Origin of the sequence: Actinoplanes sp. NPDC051494, from assembly GCF_044454705.1 — a bacterium.
In the GTDB taxonomy this organism is placed as follows: Bacteria; Actinomycetota; Actinomycetes; order Mycobacteriales; family Micromonosporaceae; genus Actinoplanes.
In genome coordinates this window covers 492,886-514,038 of sequence record NZ_JBITDZ010000003.1, presented here as the reverse complement: position 1 = coordinate 514,038, position 21,153 = coordinate 492,886, and the positions used below count along the sequence as shown (strand labels likewise).

At 71.7% G+C, this 21,153-nt stretch carries 20 protein-coding genes; 8 read left to right on the top strand and 12 right to left on the bottom strand.

Going from position 1 to position 21,153, the window contains the following annotated elements:
* Window positions 1-82: 82 nt before the first annotated feature.
* The 5 genes from ACIA6A_RS14910 (at window position 83) to ACIA6A_RS14890 (ending at window position 5,604) form a co-directional block, all read left to right on the top strand.
* A complete protein-coding gene (locus ACIA6A_RS14910) occupies window positions 83-766 on the top strand; it encodes a response regulator transcription factor (RefSeq protein ID WP_396098153.1) in 684 nt (227 codons plus the stop codon).
* A complete protein-coding gene (locus tag ACIA6A_RS14905) occupies window positions 763-2,031 on the top strand; it encodes a sensor histidine kinase (protein ID WP_396098152.1) in 1,269 nt (422 codons plus the stop codon). The genes ACIA6A_RS14910 and ACIA6A_RS14905 overlap by 4 nt, the downstream gene beginning before the upstream one ends.
* Before the next feature lie 75 nt (window positions 2,032-2,106).
* A complete protein-coding gene (locus ACIA6A_RS14900; RefSeq protein ID WP_396098151.1) occupies window positions 2,107-2,682 on the top strand; it encodes a PepSY domain-containing protein in 576 nt (191 codons plus the stop codon).
* 292 nt (window positions 2,683-2,974) lie between these two features.
* Window positions 2,975-4,798, top strand: coding sequence for an AMP-dependent synthetase/ligase (locus ACIA6A_RS14895; RefSeq protein WP_396098150.1), 1,824 nt, complete (start codon window positions 2,975-2,977; stop codon window positions 4,796-4,798).
* Between the two features lie 35 nt (window positions 4,799-4,833).
* Complete coding sequence (locus ACIA6A_RS14890) at window positions 4,834-5,604, top strand: lipase family alpha/beta hydrolase (RefSeq protein WP_396098149.1); 771 nt, start codon at window positions 4,834-4,836, stop codon at window positions 5,602-5,604.
* Between the two features lies 1 nt (window position 5,605).
* Here the strand turns inward: ACIA6A_RS14890 and ACIA6A_RS14885 are convergent, their stop codons facing one another.
* A complete protein-coding gene (locus ACIA6A_RS14885; protein ID WP_396098147.1) occupies window positions 5,606-7,060 on the bottom strand; it encodes a PLP-dependent aminotransferase family protein in 1,455 nt (484 codons plus the stop codon).
* Between the two features lie 59 nt (window positions 7,061-7,119).
* Here ACIA6A_RS14885 and ACIA6A_RS14880 point away from each other — a divergent pair, with 59 nt between their 5' ends.
* A complete protein-coding gene (locus tag ACIA6A_RS14880) occupies window positions 7,120-7,743 on the top strand; it encodes a YitT family protein (protein WP_396098146.1) in 624 nt (207 codons plus the stop codon).
* Window positions 7,744-7,843: 100 nt separating this feature from the next.
* Window positions 7,844-8,272, top strand: a complete 429-nt coding sequence (locus ACIA6A_RS14875; protein ID WP_396098145.1) for a hypothetical protein — start codon at window positions 7,844-7,846, stop codon at window positions 8,270-8,272.
* A gap of 15 nt (window positions 8,273-8,287) precedes the next feature.
* Here the strand turns inward: ACIA6A_RS14875 and hisF are convergent, their stop codons facing one another.
* From hisF to hisD, 8 genes are read right to left on the bottom strand one after another with little or no spacing between them, the layout of a single operon-like run.
* Window positions 8,288-9,052 carry an imidazole glycerol phosphate synthase subunit HisF gene (gene hisF, locus ACIA6A_RS14870; RefSeq protein ID WP_396098144.1) on the bottom strand — a complete coding sequence of 255 codons (765 nt, stop codon included), beginning with the start codon at window positions 9,050-9,052 and terminating at the stop codon, window positions 8,288-8,290.
* Entirely contained in the window at window positions 9,049-9,768 is a 720-nt protein-coding gene (gene priA / locus ACIA6A_RS14865; protein WP_396098143.1) for a bifunctional 1-(5-phosphoribosyl)-5-((5-phosphoribosylamino)methylideneamino)imidazole-4-carboxamide isomerase/phosphoribosylanthranilate isomerase PriA, read from the bottom strand. Before priA ends, hisF begins: the two co-directional genes overlap by 4 nt.
* 13 nt (window positions 9,769-9,781) lie before the next feature.
* Window positions 9,782-10,096, bottom strand: a complete 315-nt coding sequence (locus ACIA6A_RS14860) for a hypothetical protein (RefSeq protein WP_396098142.1) — start codon at window positions 10,094-10,096, stop codon at window positions 9,782-9,784.
* 3 nt (window positions 10,097-10,099) lie between these two features.
* Window positions 10,100-10,720: an imidazole glycerol phosphate synthase subunit HisH gene (gene hisH / locus ACIA6A_RS14855; protein WP_396098141.1), complete on the bottom strand. Its 621-nt coding sequence runs from the start codon at window positions 10,718-10,720 to the stop codon at window positions 10,100-10,102.
* Window positions 10,717-10,884, bottom strand: a complete 168-nt coding sequence (locus ACIA6A_RS14850; RefSeq protein ID WP_396098140.1) for a hypothetical protein — start codon at window positions 10,882-10,884, stop codon at window positions 10,717-10,719. The genes hisH and ACIA6A_RS14850 overlap by 4 nt, the downstream gene beginning before the upstream one ends.
* The gene (hisB, locus tag ACIA6A_RS14845) at window positions 10,881-11,492 is read right to left on the bottom strand and encodes an imidazoleglycerol-phosphate dehydratase HisB (RefSeq protein WP_396098139.1); all 612 of its coding nucleotides are present in this window, start codon (window positions 11,490-11,492) and stop codon (window positions 10,881-10,883) included. Before hisB ends, ACIA6A_RS14850 begins: the two co-directional genes overlap by 4 nt.
* A complete protein-coding gene (locus tag ACIA6A_RS14840) occupies window positions 11,489-12,565 on the bottom strand; it encodes a histidinol-phosphate transaminase (RefSeq protein ID WP_396098138.1) in 1,077 nt (358 codons plus the stop codon). Before ACIA6A_RS14840 ends, hisB begins: the two co-directional genes overlap by 4 nt.
* Window positions 12,562-13,899, bottom strand: coding sequence for a histidinol dehydrogenase (gene hisD, locus ACIA6A_RS14835; protein WP_396098137.1), 1,338 nt, complete (start codon window positions 13,897-13,899; stop codon window positions 12,562-12,564). Before hisD ends, ACIA6A_RS14840 begins: the two co-directional genes overlap by 4 nt.
* Before the next feature lie 172 nt (window positions 13,900-14,071).
* On the opposite strand from hisD, the gene ACIA6A_RS14830 reads away from it, so the two are divergent.
* Window positions 14,072-14,800: an LON peptidase substrate-binding domain-containing protein gene (locus tag ACIA6A_RS14830; RefSeq protein WP_396098136.1), complete on the top strand. Its 729-nt coding sequence runs from the start codon at window positions 14,072-14,074 to the stop codon at window positions 14,798-14,800.
* Here the strand turns inward: ACIA6A_RS14830 and ACIA6A_RS14825 are convergent.
* The 3 genes from ACIA6A_RS14825 to ACIA6A_RS14815 all read right to left on the bottom strand — a co-directional run bounded on the left by ACIA6A_RS14825 (window position 14,715) and on the right by ACIA6A_RS14815 (window position 20,552).
* Window positions 14,715-15,554, bottom strand: coding sequence for a hypothetical protein (locus ACIA6A_RS14825; protein WP_396098135.1), 840 nt, complete (start codon window positions 15,552-15,554; stop codon window positions 14,715-14,717). The genes ACIA6A_RS14830 and ACIA6A_RS14825 overlap by 86 nt on opposite strands.
* Before the next feature lie 43 nt (window positions 15,555-15,597).
* Entirely contained in the window at window positions 15,598-19,128 is a 3,531-nt protein-coding gene (gene dnaE / locus ACIA6A_RS14820; protein WP_396098134.1) for a DNA polymerase III subunit alpha, read from the bottom strand.
* An 83-nt stretch (window positions 19,129-19,211) separates the two neighbouring features.
* Window positions 19,212-20,552, bottom strand: coding sequence for an AAA family ATPase (locus tag ACIA6A_RS14815; RefSeq protein WP_396098546.1), 1,341 nt, complete (start codon window positions 20,550-20,552; stop codon window positions 19,212-19,214).
* Window positions 20,553-21,153: the final 601 nt, after the last annotated feature.

Genomic DNA, 21,153 nt, shown 5'->3' with positions numbered 1-21,153 from the left:
CGGCGCTAAGACTCACCCAGGGGGACGATAAAAGAGGGTTAAGGGACGCGGCCGGGGCGGCCCGGTCGGATAGCGTGCGCGAGTGGCCCACCTGCTTCTGATCGAGGATGACGCGGCGATCCGTACCAATCTGCTGCGGGCCCTGCGGGAGCGCGGTCATGCCGTCGCCGCCTCGCACACCGCGATGGACGGGCTGCAGACCGCGCTCGCCGAACGGCCCGACCTGATCGTGCTCGACCTGGGGCTGCCCGACCTGGACGGCAAGGAACTGCTGCGGATGCTGCGGGCGGTGAGCACCATCCCGGTGATCGTGGCGACCGCCCGGGACGACGAGGCCGAGATCGTCCGGGTGCTGGACGCCGGCGCCGACGACTACGTGGTCAAGCCGTTCACCGCCGCGCAGCTCGACGCGCGGGTCCGCGCGGTGCTGCGGCGGGGCGAGTCGGCCGGCTCGAAACCGGTGGCGCTGATCGTCGGCGGGCTCCGGATCGACGCCGGGGCGCGGACCGCCAGCCTGGACGGGACGTCGCTGGACCTGACGCCGCGCGAGTTCGACCTGCTGCACCACCTCGCCGCGCGGGCCGGTCAGGTGGTGACCAAGCGGGAGCTGCTCAGCGAGGTGTGGCAGGTGCCCTACGGCGGGGCGGACAAGACCGTCGACGTGCATCTGTCGTGGCTGCGCCGCAAGCTCGGGGAGACCGCGCAGGCACCGCGCTATCTGCACACGGTGCGCGGGGTCGGCGTACGGCTGAGTGGGCCCGGGTGAGACGGCGCCTGACCCTGCTGGTCGCCGCGACCACCTGCCTGGTCCTGATCGCGTTCCTGGTGCCGTTGGCGGTGCTGGTGCGGCAGGTGGCCGCGGACCGCGCGGTCAGCCGGGCCACCGCGTCGCTGCAGAGCATCGTGCCGCTGATCGGCAGCAGTTCCGACGACGTGCTGGCGCTCTCCGCCGAGGGGCAGCCGCTGCCGGTCAGCATCTTCACCCCGGACGGTTCGGTGCTCGGCGCCCCGGCCGGACGGACCCCGGCGGTGCGGCTGGCCTCGGCCCGGACCGGGGCTTTCGTGGTGGCGACGCCGGCCGGGCGCGAGTTCGTCGTGCCGGTGGTCAGCACCCGGGGCCGCTACGTGATCCGGACCGTGGTGCCCGATGCCGAACTGACCCGGGGGGTGACCCGGTCCTGGCTGGTGCTGGCCGGTCTGGGGCTGACGCTGGTCGCGATCGGACTGCTCGTCGCCGACCGGCTGGCGCGGTCGCTGGTCGCCCCGATCGCCGAGCTCGCCGCGGTCTCGCACCGGCTCGCGCGTGCCGAGCTGTCCGCGCGGGCGTCCCCCGCCGGGCCGCCCGAGGTGCGTGAGGTCGCCGGGGCGCTCAACCATCTCGCCGCGCGCATCCAGGATCTGCTGCGCGAGGAACGCGAGCAGGTCGCCGATCTCTCGCACCGGCTGCGGACGCCGTTGACCGCGTTGCGGCTCGAGGTGGAGTCGCTGCGGGACACCGAGGAAGCGGCCCGGGTCGCGGCGGCCGCGGACAGCATCGAGCGGGCCGTCACGGTGGTCATCCAGCAGGCCCGCCGCCGGGGCGGCGAGAGACAGGCCTGCGACGCCACGGCGGTGGTCACCGACCGGGTCGCCTTCTGGACCGTCCTGGCCGAGGACACCGACCGGGAGGTACGCCGTGAGCTCCCGTCCGCACCCCTGCCCGTGGCGATATCCGCCGACGAGCTGGCGGCGGCCCTCGACGCGCTGCTCGGCAACGTCTTCGCGCACACACCGGACGGCACGGCGCTCGCCGTGGCCCTGACGCCCCGGCCCGGGGGCGGCGCTGTTCTCACGGTCAGTGACCATGGTCCCGGGTTCCCGGCGCGGGCGTTGGACCGGGGCTCGTCCGGCAGCGGCTCGACCGGGCTCGGTCTCGACATCGCCCGGCGGGCCGCGGAGACCGCCGGCGGGAGCCTGCGGGTGGAGGCAGCCCCGGGCGGCGGGGCGCGGGTGCGCGTGGAGCTCGGCGCGACGGCCTTTACCGGAGCTTAGGGATCACACAGCGCCCCCATAGCCTGCGGCGCGGCACTCTTCCGGTGTCAAGTTCACGAGACACCGGAGGTTCACATGATCAGGCTTCGCACCGCTTCCGCCCTGGCCGCCGGCGCGTTCGCCGCCCTCGCCGTCGGCGGGGTGGCACTGGCCTCGGACGGCGCCGACGACAACGGCGCCGTGCCGATGAAGCCGAACGGCGACGTCATCACGCCGTCCCCCAGCTTCACCGACGACCCCAGCTTCACCGACGATGCGGCCTCCCCGTCACCCTCCGCAACGGACGACTCGGCATCGGCGTCCCCGTCGGCATCGGCGTCCCCGTTGCCGTCGGCATCGGCGTCGGCAAGCTCCTCGTCGGCCGCCTCGGCGTCGGGGATCAGCCTGGACGCGGCCAAGGCGATCGCGATCCGGGTCGCCGGCGGCGGTCACGTCGCGTCGGTGGAGCGCGAGACCGAGCACGGCCGGGCGGTCTGGGACATCGACGTCGTCACCGGCGGCGTCGAGCACGACATCGACGTCGACCGCACGACCGGCGAGGTCCTGCGCCACCGGTCCGACAACCGGGGCCGCGGCTCGGACGACAAGGGCGGGGACGACCACGGGCGGCACGGCTCGGACGACAAGGGCGGGCACGGTTCCGACGACTGATCGGCGTTCTGTACGCGTACCACCAGAAAACGGTGCCCGGGCCGACCAGCCCGGGCACCGTCTTCTTTGGGGGAAGAAAGATCCTGGCCCCCGACAGTAGGGCCAAACAGTCGATAGGTGCCTATATCGAAACAACCATATCGCTGACTGTTAAGTGCCTTTCAGTAACGGCCCGAGCGGCGCGGATAGGATCAACGCAGGTCCGGGGTGGGCTGGTGCCCGCGAGTCCGGGGCAATACCCTTCGGTAACACGGCTGTTACAGCCCCACACAGACGCAAAGAGGCGGCGCCGATGGCTCTCGAGGTTCCCTACCGGTCGATTCCCGACATGCTGCTGCAGCGGGTGCGGAAAACCCCGGAGGACAAAGCGTTCGCCGTCCCCACCGCGGATGACACGGGCATCACCTGGCTGACCTGGTCGCAGATCGGCGAGCGGGCCAAGGCGATCGCGGCCGGGCTCGCGGAGCTCGGCATCGGCCTCGAGGACCGCGTCTCCATCCTGTCCGGCACCCGCATCGAGTGGATCCTCGCCGACCTCGGCATCAACCTCGCCGGCGGCGCGACCACCACGGTCTACCCGACCACCGAGCCCGAGGACGCCGCGTTCATCGTCGCCGACTCGGGGTCCAAGGTGCTCTTCGCCGAGAACCCGCGGCAGGCACTGAAGCTCTCCGGTGTCGAGACCTCGCTGACCCACCTGGTGGTCATCGACGGTCTCGCCGACGCGTCGGCCCAGCCGCCCCAGCTCACCCTCGCCGAGCTCGAGGAGCGCGGCCGCGCGGCCCTGGCCACGACGCCCGACCTCATCGAGCGGATCGCGGACGGCATCGGCCCGGACAACATCGCCACGCTGATCTACACGTCCGGCACCACCGGCCGGCCCAAGGGCGTGGAGCTGACCCACGGCGGCTGGTGCTGGCAGGGCGTCGCGCAGTCCGGGGTGGGCCTGTTCGAGCCCACCGACCTGCAGTTCCTCTGGCTCCCGCTGTCGCACTCGTTCGGCAAGTCGCTGACCTGCGGCATCATCCACGTGGGGGTGCCGACCTACGTCGACGGCCGGGTCGACAAGCTCGTCGACATGCTGTCGGTGGTCAAGCCGACGCTGATGTGCGGCGCCCCGCGGATCTTCGAGAAGGTCTACAACAAGACGGTCACCACGGCGACCGGCTCCGGCGGCCTGAAGACGAAGATCTTCCACTGGGCGGTGGCCACCGGCAAGCGCAAGGTCGCCCTGGAACAGGCCGGCAAGCCGGTCCCGGCCCCGCTCAAGGCGCAGTACGCCCTCGCCGAGAAGCTCGTCTTCTCCAAGCTCCAGCAGCGCCTCGGCGGCCGGATGCGCGCCCTGGTCTCGGGTTCGGCCCCGCTGAGCCGCGACATCGCCGAGTTCTTCGCCGCGGCCAACCTCCCGATCATGGAGGGCTACGGCCTCACCGAGGCCAGCGCCGCCGACTTCTGCAACCGGCACCGCAAGATCAAGATCGGCACGGTCGGTCAGCCGCTCGGCGACCTCGAATGCAGGATCGACGCCGACGGTGAGATCCTGCTGCGCGGCAGAACGGTCATGCGCGGCTACCACAACCTGCCCAAGGAGACCGCCGAGGCGTTCACCGAGGACGGCTTCCTGCGCACCGGCGACATCGGCGAGCTCGACGCCGACAACTACCTCAAGGTCACCGACCGCAAGAAGGACCTGGTCAAGACGTCCGGCGGCAAGTACATCGCGCCGTCGGCGATCGAGGGCATGTTCAAGGCGGTCTGCCCGTACACGTCGCAGGCGGTCGTCGTCGGTCAGGCCCGCAACTTCGTCACCATGCTGATCAGCCTCGACGAGGAAGCCATCGTGGCCTGGGCGGCGGGCGGCCCGCTGGCCGGGCGCAGCTACGAGGAGATCGCCGTCGCCGCGGAGACCCAGAAGCTGGTCGCCGACTACATCGACCAGCTCAACGCCAAGCTCAACCGCTGGGAGACGGTGAAGAAGTTCGCCATCCTGCCCCGCGACCTCAGCATCGAACGCGGCGAGATCACCCCCTCCATGAAGATCAAGCGCCGCAGCGTCGAGGCCAACTTCGCCGACGAGATCGACAAGATGTACGCGGGGTCGCTCGTCCAGATGTGATCCCCCGCCGCCCGGGGCGGTTGCATGATGGGGCGGTGACTCGCGGACGCTGGATCGCTCTGGTCACCGCCGCCGCCGTCGTGCTGGCCGCGGTCGCGGTGGTGTTCGTGGTGCGCGGGGCCGGGGAGCGCGACCGGCCTGGCCCGGATCAGGCCGCCGCCGGGACCGTGCTGCTGGTCCCCGGGTACGGCGGCAGCACCACCGCCCTGACCAGGCTCGCCGAGCTGCTGGAGGCCGACGGCCGGCCGGCACGGGTGGTGGCGCTGCCCGGGGATGGCACCGGTGACCTGGTCGTGTCGGCCGGGACGCTCGAGCAGGCGGTGCGGACCGCGCTCGACGACGGGGCACCCTCGGTCGACATCGTCGGGTACTCCGCCGGTGGCGTGGTCGCCCGGCTCTGGGTGCAGCGGCACGACGGGGCCAGGTTTGCCCGCCGCGTCGTCACGCTCGGTTCGCCGTTGCACGGGACCCGGCTCGCCGGGCTGGGCGCGGCACTGGCCCCGGACTCCTGCCCGGTCGCCTGCCGTCAGCTCGCCCCGGGCAGCGACCTGCTGACCGGGATCGCCGACGACGACCTGCCGTCCGGGCTGCCCTGGCTGTCGATCTGGACCGAGGACGACGAGACCGTGCAACCGCCGGATTCGGCGCGGCTGGACGGCGCGGTGAACGTACCGATGCAGGGTCTTTGTCCTGGCCTGACCGTCTCGCACAGTGAGCTGCCGACGAACCCGGCGGTGTCCGCCCTGGTCCGGCAGGCCCTGTCGGGGGCGACGCTGACCACGCCGAAAGCCTGTCCCACGGCCTGAGTCAGGCGATGACCGCCGGGGTGCGCCATTCCGGCCGCGCGGCCCGGTCGAGGTCGTAGCGGACCGACGCGATGCGCTTGACGGCCTCGATCAGATCCTCGGCCGGCAGCGCGTACGGCAACCGGATGAAGCGCTCGAGGGTGCCGTCGAGGCCGAAGCGGGGGCCGGGGGCGAGGCGCACACCGACCTCCTCGGCGGCGCGGGCCAGCGCGCTGGAGATCGGGCCGTCCAGCTCCGCCCAGATCGTCGCACCGCCGGTGGGCAGCGTGAACTGCCATTCCGGTAGGTGTTCGCGCAGCGCCGTGACCAGGGCGTCGCGGCGTTCGGCGAGCTGGGTGCGGCGAGCCGTCACGATCGCGGTGGCGTCGCGGAGCAGGCGCACCGCGACGAGCTGTTCGAGGACCGGGCTGCCCATGTCGACGCCGACGCGCAGCGCGGCCAGGCGCTGCACCAGCGGGGCCGAGGCGCGGACCCAGCCGATCCGGATGCCACCCCAGTAGGCCTTGCTCATGCCGCCGATCGAGACGACCCGCGAGTGCCGGTCGAAGACCGCGACGGGTGGCGGCAGCACGGTGCCGCCGAGGGGCAGGTCGACGAACGATTCGTCGACGACCAGCTCGGTGCCCGTCGCATGGGCCGCGGCCACGAGCCGTTCCCGCAGCTCGGCCGACATGAGGTGGCCGGTGGGATTCTGGAATTCCGGGATGAGGTACGCGAGCCGGGGCCGGGTCTGCCGCAGCGCGCCGAGCAGCAGTTCGGCATCCCAGCCGGTCGCGGAATCGAGCCCGTGGGTGCTGATCCGGGCGCGGCGGGCGGCGAGCGCGGCCAGCGCGTTGGGATAGGTCGGGGTCTCCACCAGCACCGGGGCGCCGGCCGGGACGCTGAGGCGCAGGACGAGGTCGAGGGCCTGCTGGGTGCCGTTGGTGATGAGGATCTGCTCGGGGCTGGTCCGTACGCCGCGCGCGGTGTACGCGGCGGCGACGGCGTCGCGCAGTTCGCCCAGGCCGGTGGGGTTGTACCCGGCGCTGCCCAGGAAGCGGGGCAGGTCCTCGGCGGCGGCGCGGGCGGCGGGGACCAGCTCGGCCGGGGCGGCGGACGCGGCCACCCCCAGGTCGATCATGTCGAGGTCATCGATCGGGGTCCAGAGCCCGGAGGTGGCCACCCGGTGCCCGTTCGGCAGGGTGGTCCAGCTCCCGGCGCCGCGCCGGCTGGTCAGGTGGTTGCTCTCGCGCAGGCTCCGGTACGCGGCGGTGACGGTCGTCCGGCTGATGCCGAGCGACTCGGCGAGCTCGCGTTCGGCCGGGACCCGGACCCCGAGGGGCAGCCGGCCGTCGCTGAGCAGCCCTCGGACGGCGCCGGCGAGGGCGGCATAGTCGGGACTGCGGTGCCGGCCCGGCAGGGAGTGCCACTGACCGAGCAGGCGAGCCAATTGGCCCCCTCGCACCGACGTCGTCATAACCACCGCCCGCGAATTGGCTCTGTCAGAGCCGTGGATTGGCCTTCAGAGTGGCAGTTATGAAGGATCTTGGCAACCGCCTCCCGCGCCGGGTGACGCAGCTCTTCACCGGCCTGGTGCTGTACGGCGTCAGCACCGGATTCATGGTCGACTCCAGCCTCGGCGGCAACCCCTGGGACGTCTTCCACCAGGGCGCGTCGCGGACCACCGGGCTGGGTTTCGGGTGGGTGGCCCTGATCGCCGGCGCCGTGGTGATGCTGATCTGGATCCCGCTGCGGCAGCGACCGGGCTTCGGCACCGTCGCCAACCTGGTGATCATCGGTTTCGTGGCGCAGTACGCGCTGTCCGTGCTCGACGCCGGCGACGGCCTGCCGGCGCGGATCGGCTTCCTGGTCACCGGCATCCTGCTCAACGCGGTCGCCACCGCCATGTACATCGGCGCCCGCTTCGGGCCCGGCCCGCGCGACGGCCTGATGACCGGGATCGTGCACCGTTTCCCCCGGCTGTCGATCCGCCTGGTGCGGACCTCGATCGAGGTGACGGTGCTGGCGGTGGGCCTGGTGCTGGGCGGCACCGCGGGGGTCGGCACCATCGCGTACGCCCTGGCCATCGGACCGCTCGTCCAGCTGCTGATGCCGATCTTCGCGGTCCCCGCACCGCGCCCGGAGCTCGTACCATCCTGAATGGACCGACCGGGTGAAATGTCCGCCCCCTGGACACAGCTTGGTGATCATCGCGACACAATCGCTTTCCGGTTGGGCGACCAGACGGCATCATGACGACATGGGGGCTGGCGGGTGGCACTGGAACGACGCTTGGATCTTCGTGTCCGCGGTCATCGCCGAACGCCTCGAGCGTGACCGGGCCCTGCACGCCGCCCTGCCGGTGACCGGCGCCAGCCTGGCCGACGTCCTCGCCGCGGCCGACTTCCTGCACCACAGCGTCCCCAGCCGCACGGAGCTGGAGGAGGCGGTCCGCCGCCTGACCGGCGCGGGCCTGCTCACCGTCGACGACGACATCGTCGAGGTGGCCCCGGCCGGCGAACAGCTCTGGCGCACCCGCCCGTTCAGCGGCCTGTCCTCGGCCGTGGTGACGCTGCAGACCCAGCTCAACCGCGCGGCGACCCCCGGCGAGTCGGACTGGGAACTGGACGACAAGACCTACAACGCCGCGGTCCGCGAGTATTCGCTGCGCCTCGCCGACGACCGCTGATCCGGTCGGGCGCCCTTACCGCCGGACCGGGTTGCCGGCCGCGCGCAGACTGTCCTTGACCTGGCCGATGGTCAGCTCGCCGAAGTGGAAGACACTGGCCGCGAGCACCGCGTCGGCCCCGGCCTCGACCGCGGGCGGGAAGTGCTCGACCGCACCCGCTCCCCCGCTGGCGATCACCGGGATGCCGACGACCGCCCGCACCGCCGCGATCAGGCCCAGGTCGAATCCCGCCTTGGTGCCGTCGGCGTCCATGGAGTTCAGCAGGATCTCCCCGGCACCCAGCTCGGCGACCCGGCGAGCCCACGCGACCGCGTCGAGGCCCGCGCTGCGGCGGCCGCCGTGCGTGGTGACCTCCCACCCGCTGGGCTGATCGGCCTGCCGGCGCACGTCCAGCGAGAGCACGAGGACCTGGTTGCCGAACCGGTCGGCGATCTCGGCGATCAGCTCGGGCCGGTTGATGGCGGCCGTGTTCACACCCACCTTGTCAGCCCCGGCCCGCAGCAGGGTGTCGACGTTCTCCACCGAGCGCACCCCGCCACCCACGGTCAGCGGGATGAACACCGACTCGGCGGTGCGCCGCACCACGTCGAGCATCGTGCCCCGGTCGTCCGACGACGCGGTCACGTCCAGGAACGTCAGCTCGTCGGCACCGGCCGCGTCGTAGGCGGCGGCCAGCTCGACCGGATCACCGGCGTCGCGGAGGTCGACGAAATTGACGCCCTTCACCACCCGCCCCGCGTCCACGTCGAGACAGGGAATCACCCGCACCGCCACCGTCATGCCAGGGCCGCCAGCGCCTCGGCGACGGTGAAGGCTCCGGCGTACAGGGCCTTGCCCGCGATGACGCCCTCGACGCCGATCGGCTCGAGGGTGGTCAGGGCGCGCAGGTCGTCCAGGGTGGAGACGCCGCCGCTCGCGATGACCGGTGCGGCCGTACGCGAACAGACGTCCCGCAGCAGCTCGAGGTTCGGGCCCTTCATGGTGCCGTCCTTGGTGATGTCCGTGACGACGTAGCGGGCCGCGCCGGCCTTGTCGAGGCGTTCGAGGACCTCCCACAGGTCGCCGCCGTCGCGGGTCCAGCCGCGGGCGGACAGGGTGCGGCCGCGGACGTCGAGGCCGATGGCGACCCGGTCGCCGAACTCGCCGCAGATGCGGTCGCACCACTCCGGGTCCTCGAGCGCGGCCGTGCCGATGTTCACCCGGGCGGCGCCGGTGGCGAGCGCCGCGCGCAGCGACTCGTCGTCGCGGATGCCGCCGGAGAGCTCGACCTTGACGTCGAGCCGGTCGACGACACCGGCCAGCAGCGCGGCGTTGGAGCCCCGGCCGAACGCGGCGTCGAGGTCGACCAGGTGCACCCATTCGGCACCGTCGTTCTGCCACGCGAGGGCGGCTTCGAGCGGGTCACCGTAGCTGGTCTCGGAGCCGGCGGCACCCTGGACGAGGCGCACCGCCTGACCGTCCGCGACGTCGACGGCGGGCAGCAGGGAGAGAGTCACGGAAAACTCCTTATCACCGGCGGCCGAGGACGACGACGACCACGGCCGGGAGGACGAGAACGATCAGGGCGATGAGTACGATCCGGAGCGCGATGTCCGGCACCAGGAACCAGATCAGCGCCGCCGCGGCCACCGGGATCGCGATGATCCCGGCCCGCTGGGACCGGCTGCGCCGGTAGAGGCGCCCGGACCCGCGGCGTTGCGGGGTGAGTTTGCGGACCAGGGCCCGGCGCCCGTTGCGCCGTGCGACCTTACGGGCACGGGCCGCCTTCTCGCGTTCCAGGACGGCGGTCCGTTCGGCCCGGCGGCGGGCCCTTTCCTTGCTCATCCGTCAGAGCCCGGTGACCCAGTTGCGCAGCAGCGCGTAGCCGGCGTCGGCCGACTTCTCCGGGTGGAACTGCGCGGCCGACAGCGCGCCGTGCTCGACCACGGCGGCGAACGGCTGGTCGTGGGCCGCGGTGGTCACCTTGGCGCCGGCCGCGTCGAGGGCGGCCAGATCAGAGGCGGCATACGAGTGTACGAAGTAGAACCGCGTGTCGCCGGCGAGCCCGTCGAGCAGCACCGTGCCGGCCGGGGTGGTGACCGTGTTCCAGCCCATGTGCGGGATGCGCCGTGCGGTGAGCTTGGTGACGGCACCGGGCAGCAGCCCGAGGCCACGGGTCTCGACGCCGTGCTCGAGGCCGGACTCGAACAGGATCTGCATGCCGACGCAGATGCCGAGCACCGGCCGGCCGGCCGCGACCCGTTCCGCGATGACCGGCCCGGCTCCGAGCTTGCCGATGCCGGCCATGCAGGCCGCGTAGGCGCCGACCCCGGGCACGACCAGCCCGTCCGCGGCGGCGGCGGCGGCCAGGTCGTCGGTCACCGTGACGGTCACGCCGGTACGCGCGACCGCGCGCTCGGCCGAGCGCAGGTTGCCGGACCCGTAGTCGAGGATGACGACGTCGGTCATGACTCCCCCGGGATCATCCACAGCACCCCACCGGCGAGCGCGATCAGGGCGAGCACCCCGACCAGGCCGATGGAGAACTTCGTCGCCTTCTGCTGGACCAGGGTGATCACGCCGCCGACCAGGATGCCGGCGAGGCCGAGCAGCAGCAGCGGGACCAGGCTCACAGCACGCCCTTCGTCGACGGGAGCGCCCCGGCGTTGCGCGGGTCGATCTCGACGGCCTCACGCAGTGCCCGGGAGAACGCCTTGAACTGCGCCTCGACGACGTGGTGGGCGTCCGGGTAACCGCCGTCACGGGCCGCCCGCAGCACGCTGACGTGCAGGGTCACCTTGGCGGCGTGGCCGAACGACTCGAAGATGTGCCGGGTCATGCTGGTCGGGTAGACCGGCCCGATGTACGGCGCGAGCTGCGGCTCGTCGTGCACCACGTACGGACGGCCGGACAGGTCGATCGCGGCGCGGCAGAGCACCTCGTCCATCGGGATGGTCGCCGAGCCGTACCGCCGGATGCCGGCCTTGTCGCCGAGCGCCCGGGCGAACGCCTCGCCCAGCGCCAGCGCGGTGTCCTCCATGGTGTGGTGCGCGTCGATCTCGAGGTCGCCCTCGGTGCGCACGGTCAGGTCGAAGCCGCCGTGCTTGGCGAGCTGGTTGAGCATGTGGTCGTAGAAGCCGACGCCGGTGGCTAGATCGCCCTTGCCGGTGCCGTCGAGGTCGATCTCGACCAGCACCTTGGTCTCGTTGGTGACGCGCTCGATGCGGGCGGTGCGGCTCACGACAGGATCTCCTCGGCGGCGGTCAGGAACGCGGATGTCTCGGTGGGGTCGCCGGCGGTGACCCGCAGCCAGCCGGGCAGGCCGACGTCGCGGATCAGCACCCCGCGGTCGAGGAACGCCTGCCAGACGGCCTTCTGGTCGGGGTCGGTGGCGAACAGCACGAAGTTGGCGTCGCTGTCGGCGACCGGCACCCCCCGCGCACGCAACGTCGCGACGATCCGGTCGCGCTGCGCCTTGATCGCGTCCACGGTCGCGAGCAGCGCGTCCCGCTGCGACAGTGCGGCCCGGGCGGCGGCCTGGGTCAGCGCCGACAGGTGGTAGGGCAGGCGGACGAGCTGGACGGCGTCGACCACGGCCGGGTCGGCGGCGAGGTAGCCGAGGCGGCCGCCGGCGAAGCCGAACGCCTTGCTCATCGTGCGGGTCACGACCAGGCGCGGGTGGCCGGGCAGCAGCGCCAGCGCGCTCGGGACGCCGGGGCGGGCGAACTCGGCGTAGGCCTCGTCGACGATCACCATGCCGGGCGCGGCCCCGAGCACCGCGGTCACCACCTCGGGGTCGAGCGCGGTGCCGGTCGGGTTGTTGGGCGAGCACAGGAACACCAGGTCGGGCCGGTGCTCCGCGATCTGCGCGACGGCGGCCGCGGGGGTCAGCGCGAAGTCGGGATCGCGCAGCGCGCCCACCCAGCGGGTGCCGGTGCCGACCGCGAGCAGCGGGTGCATCGAATACGACGGGCCGAAGCCGAGCGCGACCCGGCCGGGCCCGGCGAACGCCTGCAGCAGCTGCTGCTGGACCTCGTTGGAGCCGTTGGCCGCCCACACGTTCGCGACGCCGAGGCCGTGACCGAGGTAGTCGGCGAGGTCGGTGCGCAGGGCGACCGCGTCCCGGTCCGGGTAGCGGTTGAGGTCGCGCAGCTCCGCCTGGACGGCTTTGCCGATCGCGTCGACCACGGCGTCCGGCACCGGGTACGAGTTCTCGTTGGTGTTCAGCCGCACCGCGACATCCAGCTGGGGAGCGCCGTACGGCGTCTGGCCCCGCAGGTCGTCGCGGATCGGCAGATCGTCGATCGTGGTCACGACTCTCCCCGGGGGAAGCGGGCGGTCACGGCCTGACCGTGTGCGGGCAGGTCCTCGGCGTTGGCGAGCGCGACCACGTGCGGGGCGGTCTCCCGCAGGGCGGCCTCGTCGTACTCGACGACGTGGATGCCGCGCAGGAACGACTGGACCGACAGGCCGGACGAGTGCCGCGCGCAACCCGCCGTGGGCAGGACGTGGTTGGAGCCGGCCGCGTAGTCACCGAGCGACACCGGCGAGAAGGCGCCGACGAAGACGGCCCCGGCGTTGCGGACCCGCATGGCGAGGGCGCGGGCGTCGCGGGTCTGGATCTCGAGGTGCTCGGCGGCGTACGCGTCGACCACGGCGAGCCCCTGTTCGAGGTCGTCGACCAGGACCACACCGGACTGCCGGCCGGCCAGCGACTCGCGGATCCGGGCCTCGTGCTTGGTCACGGGCACCTGGACCGCGAGCTCGGCGTCGACCGCGTCGGCCAGCGCCGGGGAGTCGGTGACCAGCACGCTCGCCGCGAGCGGGTCGTGCTCGGCCTGGCTGATCAGGTCGGCGGCGACGTGCGCCGGGGCGGCGGTGTCGTCGGCCAGGATCGCGATCTCGGTCGGGCCGGCCTCGGCGTCGATGCCGACCGTGCCCTGCAGCAGCCGCTTGGCCGCGGTCACCCAGATGTTGCCCGGCCCGGTGATCACGTCGACCGGCGCGCAGTGCTCGAAGCCGGCCTCGTCGGCGGCACCGGACCGTCCGGCGCTGCCGTAACCCAGCATCGCGATCGCCTGAGCGCCACCGACCGCGTAGACCTCGGTCACGCCGAGCAGCGCGCAGGCGCCGAGGATCGTCGGGTCGGGCAGGCCGTTGTTGGAGGCCTGCGGCGGGCTCGCCACGACCAGCGACTCGACGCCGGCCGCCTGGGCGGGCACCACGTTCATCACGACGGTGGAGGCCAGCACGGCGAGACCGCCGGGGACGTAGAGACCGACCCGGGACACCGGCACCCAGCGCTCGGTGACCGAACCACCGGGTACGACCTGGGTGGTGACGTCGGTGCGGCGCTGGTCGGCGTGCACCTTGCGGGCCCGCTCGATCGACACCAGCAGGGCGGCGCGGACGTCGGGGTCGAGTGTCTCGGCCGCGGCCCGGATCGTCTCCACCGGCACGCGCAGCCGCTCGAGGCGTACCCCGTCGAACTTCTCGGTGGCCTCGCGGATCGCTGAGAAACCATGCTCCCGGACCGCCTCCACGACGGGCCTGATCGTCTCGACCGCCTGGGAGACGTCGAGCTGGGCACGGGGCAGCAGACCGCGCGGGTCCCGAAGGGAACCGCGCAGGTCGATCCGGTTCAACACGCCGCCAAGTCTAGGCCGCCGGGCCGAGGGCCCCCGGACCCGGTTCCAGGCAGTGGGAACTGCCACTTTGCGGCTTTTCCCGGCCGCACCGCCTCCGGAAACCCGGGCGCGACGAAAAGATCGCGGCCGTACGGAGGGGGCGGAGCGCAAACAAGGGCGATAGTCTCGTCCGGTGGGCGCGATTCTCCCGGTTTTCCCGCTGGGCACGGTGCTCTTCCCCGGCCTGGTGCTGCCCCTGCACATCTTCGAGGAGCGGTATCGCACACTCGTGCGCGATCTCGTCGCCACGACCGATGACGATCCGCACGAGTTCGGCGTGGTCACGATGCGGCAGGGCCTCGAGGCCCCGGCCGCGTTCGAGACCACGTCCGGCGACGGCGACGGGGAGCGCCCCGACGGGCCGCCGGTCTCCGCCGACCAGCTCTACGCCGTGGGCTGCACGGCGGAGCTGCGTCAGGTGACCGAGCTGCCGGACGGCCGTTTCGACATCGTCACGGTGGGCCGGCGGCGGTTCCGGGTGCTGGCCATCACCGCGGAGTCACCGCATCCCTACCTGACCGCCGAGGTGGAGTGGCTGCCGGACGAGGAGTCCCGCGGCGACATCGCCGCGCTGCTCGCGCCGCGGGTGCTGGCCGCGTTCCGCACCTACCTCGACCTGCTGCGCCCCGACTCCGAGGTGCTCGACCAGGTGCCGGACGACCCGACCGTGCTGTCGCACCTCGTCGCGGCCACCGCGCAGCTGACCACCGACGAGCGTCAGGACCTGCTCGCCGCCCCCGACACCGCGGCCCGGCTGCGGGCCGAGCTGCGGTTGCTCAACCGCGAGGCGGGTCTGCTGGCGAGGGTGCGGGCGGTGCCGGTGCCGCTGTCGGATCTGGCCCGGCCGGTGAGCCCGAACTGAGTTCCGTCCCGGCCTCGCCGGCCGGTGCGAGGTCACGGCCGTAACCGGGCTTCGCGCCGGGCAGGTCCAGGTCGGGGTCGTTCGACCAGCCGGCCAGCAGCGTCGTGACGATCACCGCCGCGAACGCGGTGACCAGCAGCGCGCCGTGGGCGTGGAGGTCCGGCGGGCGGTCGTACGAGTCGCCCGCGGCCGAGCTCTGCTGCCAGTCGTTCCACGCGGACAGCCCGACCAGCCGGCCGACCGCCCACATGGTCAGCGCCGAGAGCAGGCCACCGAGCGTCACCCCGATCAGGATCGCCGGACCCCGGTCGCGGCGCAGCACCAGCCACGCGACGATCGCGGCGACCAGGCCGAACCCGAAACCGATGAGCGTGAACCAGCCGTCGGCAGCGATGTACTCCTCCGGCGACGGGTCGTTGACCACGATGCCGTTGCCGCCGGCGTTCACCACCGGCACCGTCGGCGCGAGCCAGGCCCAGAGCAGCCCGAGAGCGGCGCCAGCGACCGCCATCACCACGATGATCACGACCGCGACCAGCAGCGTACGCCGCCAGGGGCGCTTCACCCGCGGCGGCTCGACAATCGTCCAGCCCTCCTCGGGGCCCTGGTCGCCGGACTCGACCGCTTCCGGGCCGGGCGGAGGACCGTACAGATAGACCGGGTCCGGATCGTCGCGCCGCTGCATCGGATCCTGGTGGTTCGGATCCTGGTGCGCCGAGTCCGGGTGGTTCGGGTCCTGGTGGTTCGGGTTCACGCCCCGATCCTGCCAGGTCCGGCTGGACGTCCGCTGCGGACCATCACGCGACCGCCGACGGACCGAGGATCATCTTCAGGTCGGCCCGCAGCGCGGGCGTCGGCGCGACCTTGAAACCGCCCAGCCGCATCACCGTCTTGCGGCTGCCGTTGAGCAGGTGGACATGCACCTCGGCGTCACCGGGGTGGCTGACCAGGATCTCCTTGAGATCGGCCACCAGCGGCGGGGTGCACCGGGTGATCGGCATGGTCAGCGTGATCGGCTTCGAGTCCGGGTTGTGCGTCACGTCCGGCATCGACATGTCCATCGCCATGATCCGCGGGGTGTCGTCGCGGCGGTCGATGCGGCCCTTGACCACCACGATCGCGTCCTCGGCGATGTACTGGCCGATGACCTCGTAGGTGTTCGGGAAGAACAGCGCCTCCACCCCGCCGGCCAGGTCCTCGAGCGTCGCCGACGCCCACGCCCGGCCCTGCTTGGTGATCCGCCGCTGGACCCCGGTCAGGATGCCGGCCAGCGTCACGACCTGGCCGTCCGGGACCGAACCGTCCTCGTTCAGCGACGCGATGGAGGTGTCCGCCGCGTTCGCGAGCATCTGCTCCAGGCCGGCGAGCGGGTGGTCGGAGACGTACAGACCGAGCATCTCGCGTTCGAAGGACAGCTTGTCGCGCTTGTCCCACTCACTGTCGGTGATCGTCGGCATGGCCACGGTCGCGGCCCCGCCGTTCTCGTCGCCGAACGCCCCGAACAGGTCGAACTGCCCCGCGGCCTCCTTGCGCTTCACGTCCGCGAACGCGTCGATGGCCTCGGCGTGCACCGCGAGCAGGCCCTTGCGGCTGTGCCCCATGGAGTCGAACGCGCCGGCCTTGATCAGCGACTCGATCGTCCTCTTGTTGCAGGCGACCGCGTCCACCTTCGACAGGAAGTCGTAGAAGCTGGTGTAGTCGCCCTTCTCCTTGTGGCCCCGGACGATGGCCTCGACCACGTTGTGGCCGACGTTGCGGACCGCGCCGAGACCGAAGCGGATGTCCTTGCCGACCGGGGTGAACGGGCCGGCGGACTGGTTGACGTCGGGCGGGAGGACCTGGATGCCCATGCGCCGGCACTCGGCCAGATACATCGCCATCTTGTCCTTGTCGTCACCGACACTGGTCAGCAGACCACCCATGTACTCGGCCGGGTAGTGCGCCTTCAGGTAGGCCGTCCAGTAGGACACCAGGCCGTACGCCGCGGAGTGCGCCTTGTTGAACGCATACCCGGCGAACGGGACCAGGACGTCCCACACCGCCTGGGTGGCCTCGTCGGAGTAACCGTTCTGCTGACAGCCCGCCAGGAACGGCTTGAACTCCTTCTCGAGGATCTCCTTCTTCTTCTTGCCCATGGCCCGGCGCAGCAGGTCGGCCTGGCCGAGGGTGTAACCGGCGAGGATCTGCGCGGCGCGCTGCACCTGCTCCTGGTACACGATCAGGCCGTGGGTGGGCTCCAGGATCTCCCGCAGGGGCTCCTCGAGCTCCGGGTGGATCGGGGTGATGTCCTGCAGCTTGTTCTTGCGCAGCGCGTAGTTGGTGTGCGAGTCGACGCCCATCGGGCCGGGGCGGTACAGCGCCAGGACGGCGGAGATGTCCTCGAAGTTGTCGGGCTTCATCAACCGCAGCAGCGAGCGCATCGGGCCGCCGTCGAGCTGGAACACGCCCAGGGTGTCACCGCGCGCCAGCAGGTCGTACGCCTTGGGGTCGTCCAGCGGCAGACCCAGCAGGTCGAGGTCCAGGTCGTGGTTGAGCTTGATGTTCTTGACCGCGTCATCGATGATCGTCAGATTTCGCAGGCCCAGGAAGTCCATCTTGAGCAGGCCGAGCGTCTCACACGTCGGGTAGTCGAACTGCGTGATGATCACGCCGTCGGCCGGGCGCCGCATCAGCGGGATGTGGTCGATGATCGGCTCGGCGCTCATGATGACGCCGGCCGCGTGCACACCCGTCTGCCGGATCAGGCCCTCGATGCCCCGCGCGGTGTCGATGACCTTCTTGACGTCGGGATTCTGCTCGTACAGCGACCTGACCTCACCGGCCTCGCTGTACCGCTTGTCGTCCTTGTTGAAGATGCCACCCAGCGTGATGCCCTTGCCCATCACGTCCGGCGGCATCGCCTTGGTGATCTGGTCGCCCACGGCGTACGGGAAACCGAGGACGCGGGAGGCATCCTTGATGGCGGCCTTCGCCTTGATCGTGCCGAACGTGGCGATCTGGGCGACCTTGTCCTCGCCCCAGCGGTCGGTGACGTACTTGATGACCTCGGCCCGCCGGCGCTCGTCGAAGTCGATGTCGACGTCGGGCATCGAGATGCGCTCGGGGTTGAGGAACCGCTCGAAGATCAGGCCGTGCGGGATGGGGTCGAGGTCGGTGATACCCATCGCGTACGCGATCAGCGACCCCGCCGCCGAGCCACGCCCCGGGCCCACCGCGATGCCGTTGCGCTTGGACCACTGGATGAAGTCGGCGACCACGAGGAAGTACGACGGGAAGCCCATCTGGATGATGATCCCGAGCTCGTACTCCGCCTGCTTGATGTGCGAGTCCGGGATGCCGCCCGGGAAGCGGGCCCGGAGCCCCTCGAACGCGGTGTGCCGGAAGAATTCCTCCTCGGAGTAACCCTCCGGGATCGGGAACCGGGGCATGAGATTCTTGAACGTGAACATGCCGTCGATGTCGACGCGCTCCGCCACCAGCAGGGTGTTGCGGCACCCCTGCTGCCAGGCCTCGGAGGAGTCGACGGCGCGCATCTGGTCGGCCGACTTCACGAAGTAACCGGCGCCGTCGAACCGGAACCGGTTGGGGTCGGCCACGTTGCTGCCGGTCTGCACACACAGCAGCACGTCGTGGGCCGCGGCCTGGGCCTCGTGGGTGTAGTGCGAGTCGTTGGTCACCAGCGGCTTGATGTCGAGCTTCTTGCCGATCTCGAGCAGCCCGTCACGGACCCGCTTCTCGATGGACAGGCCGTGGTCCATGATCTCGAGGAAGTAGTTGTCCTTGCCCAGGGCTTCCTGATACTGCGCCGCGGACGCCAGCGCCTCGTCGAACTGGCCCAGCCGCAGCCGGGTCTGCACGGCACCGGACGGGCAGCCGGTGGTGCCCATGATGCCCTCGGCGTGCTCCGCGATGATGTCGAAATCCATCCGCGGGTACTTGCCGAGCTGGCCCTCGATGGAGCCCCGCGAGTTGAGCCGGAACAGGTTCTTGAGACCGACCGCGTTGCGGGCCCACATGGTCATGTGGGTGTAGGCGCCGTTGCCGGAGATGTCGTCGCTCTTCTGCTCCGGCCGGCCCCACTTGACGCGCTTCTTGTGCAGCCGCGACTCGGGGGCGACGTAGGCCTCCACCCCGATCACCGGCGTGACACCCGCGGCTTTCGCCTGCGTGTAGAAGTCGTACGCCCCGTGCATGTTCCCGTGGTCGGTGATCGCCGCGGCGGGCATGCCGAGCCGGTTCGCCTCGGCGAGCAGCTCCTTCACCCGGGCGGCTCCGTCGAGCATCGAATACTCGGTGTGCACGTGCAGGTGCACGAACGAGTCAGACACCCAGGGCCCCCTAACGCCTGCGGCAGATACAGCCCTGCGAGCCTAGACCCGGGGAGGTACCGACGGCACCGGTGACACCCGATCTATTCGGCGAATGGCTCGATCATCACAGCTGCCGCCCGCAGCCAGGCCTGCTTGGTCTCGGGTTGTAGCACTCCGTACTCGATCGATGACCCGACTTCCAGCGCCGGGTCGTAAGGAACAACCGCGACAGCCCGGGTACGGGTGGCGAAGTGCTTGGCCAGATCGTCGAGCAGCGGGAGCTTCCCCGGCGACGGGCAGGAGATCAGCGTCACCGCGTTCGCGACGAGCTCCTCCTGGCCGGTCTCGTTGAGCACGTCCAGCATCCAGTCGGCGGTGAACGCGGCATCCTCGCGCGGCACCGTCGTGACGACCAGCTGATCGGCACTGCGCATCACGGTCTGCCAGTTGACGCTCTCCACGTTGTTGCCGGTGTCCACACAGATCACATCATGGGTACGCCGCAGCAGGTCCATCACCCGGCTGACGGTGCTCTGGTCCAGGCGCTGGGCGAAGCGCGGATTTTCCTCGCCCGCCAGCACGTCGTACGATCCGTCGGAGGCATGCCGCAGGTAGCCGTCGAAGAACTGCATCAGGTCGTTACCGTGCATGTTCTCGATCTCGATCAGGTCGCCGACCAGGTGCCGGATCGTGCGCGCGTGCCGGGCACTGCCGGCCCGCAGCCCCAGGGTGCCCCGCAGCTCGTTGTCGTCCCAGGCCAGCACACCCCGGCCCCGGACACTGCCGACCGTGGCCGCGGCCAGCACCGTCGCGGTGGTCTTGTGCACGCCACCCTTCGGGTTGGCGAACGCCAGCACCCGAGGCTTGCCCAGCTTCCGCCGAAGAATCGAGACCGCGCGGTTCTCCGGCTCCGGCCGGCTCTGATGCCGCCACTCGATCCGCGCCGGCGCCGGCGAGGTCGGACTCGGCGCGTTCTGCTGCGGCGCCCCCTGATGAGGCACGCCCTGATGCGGCACGGGCTGGTGGTTGGGCCCCGGCTGGTTAGGGCCGGGCTGGCCGGGTCCGGGCTGGCCGGGCTGAATGTGGCCGGGCTGGCCGGGACCCGGGTGGGTGGGCGCGGGCTGACCGAAGCCCGGCTGACCGGATCCCGGGTGGGTGGGCGCGGGCTCATACAGCGCGCTGGGCGGGGCCTGCTGCGGCACCGGAGCCTGCCGCGGGGGCGCCGGGTGCATCGGTGACTGCACCGGGGCCTGGAACGGCGCGGGTACGGGCGGCGCGAGCCCCGCGGCGGGCTGCGGCACCGAGGCCGACCCGACCGACGCGGCACCGCGCGGCGGCACCTGATCCGGCCCACCCCGCCCGATCGGCGGCGAGGGCCGGGTGGCGGGGTTGAAGAAGCTGTGCGGTTCGGCGTCCGACCGGGCCTGGAAACCCTCCCCGATCCGCGACTGCCGGCGAGACTCGAGAGGACCACCCGGCGACGGCTGGCTGCCCCACTCAGCACCCCGCTCGCCCCCCGGAGCACGCTCACCCGGGGCATGGTCCCCCGGGGCACGCTCACCCGGAGAACGGTCGCTCAGAGAACGGTCGCTCAGAGAACGGTCGCTCAGAGAACGGTCGCTCAGAGAACGGTCGCCGAGGAGTCGATCGCCCATCGGCCGGTCACCCATCGGGTGCTCACCCATGGAGCGGTCACCCATGGAGCGGTCACCCATCGGCCGGTCGCCCATGGGACCGCGCTCCAGCGGGGCCCGCTCCGGAAGCCCACCACGGTCGGCCACCGAACCCGGCCCCCGATCGGACATTCCACCCCGATCAGGCAGGCCGCCGCGCTCGGGCAGGCCGCCGCGCTCGGGCAGGCCGCCGCGCTCGGGCAGACCGCCACGCTCGGGCAGACCGCCACGCTCGGGCAGACCGCCACGCTCGGAGAGACCACCCCACTCAGGCAGCCCACCCCGCTCGGCAAGACCGTTCCGTTCAGGCAGGCCGTTTCGCTCAGCAAGACCGTTCCGCTCGGGCAGGCCACCACGCTCGGGCAGGCCA

What these genes read in the sequence shown, in the direction of transcription:
- ACIA6A_RS14900 (WP_396098151.1), top strand. Translation starts at nt 2,107, where the DNA reads ATGATCAGGCTTCGCACCGCTTCCGCCCTGGCCGCCGGCGCGTTCGCC.
- ACIA6A_RS14895 (WP_396098150.1), top strand. Translation starts at nt 2,975, where the DNA reads ATGGCTCTCGAGGTTCCCTACCGGTCGATTCCCGACATGCTGCTGCAG.
- ACIA6A_RS14885 (WP_396098147.1), bottom strand. Translation starts at nt 7,060, where the DNA reads ATGACGACGTCGGTGCGAGGGGGCCAATTGGCTCGCCTGCTCGGTCAG.
- ACIA6A_RS14880 (WP_396098146.1), top strand. Translation starts at nt 7,120, where the DNA reads ATGAAGGATCTTGGCAACCGCCTCCCGCGCCGGGTGACGCAGCTCTTC.
- ACIA6A_RS14875 (WP_396098145.1), top strand. Translation starts at nt 7,844, where the DNA reads ATGGGGGCTGGCGGGTGGCACTGGAACGACGCTTGGATCTTCGTGTCC.
- hisF (WP_396098144.1), bottom strand. Translation starts at nt 9,052, where the DNA reads ATGACGGTGGCGGTGCGGGTGATTCCCTGTCTCGACGTGGACGCGGGG.
- ACIA6A_RS14860 (WP_396098142.1), bottom strand. Translation starts at nt 10,096, where the DNA reads ATGAGCAAGGAAAGGGCCCGCCGCCGGGCCGAACGGACCGCCGTCCTG.
- hisH (WP_396098141.1), bottom strand. Translation starts at nt 10,720, where the DNA reads ATGACCGACGTCGTCATCCTCGACTACGGGTCCGGCAACCTGCGCTCG.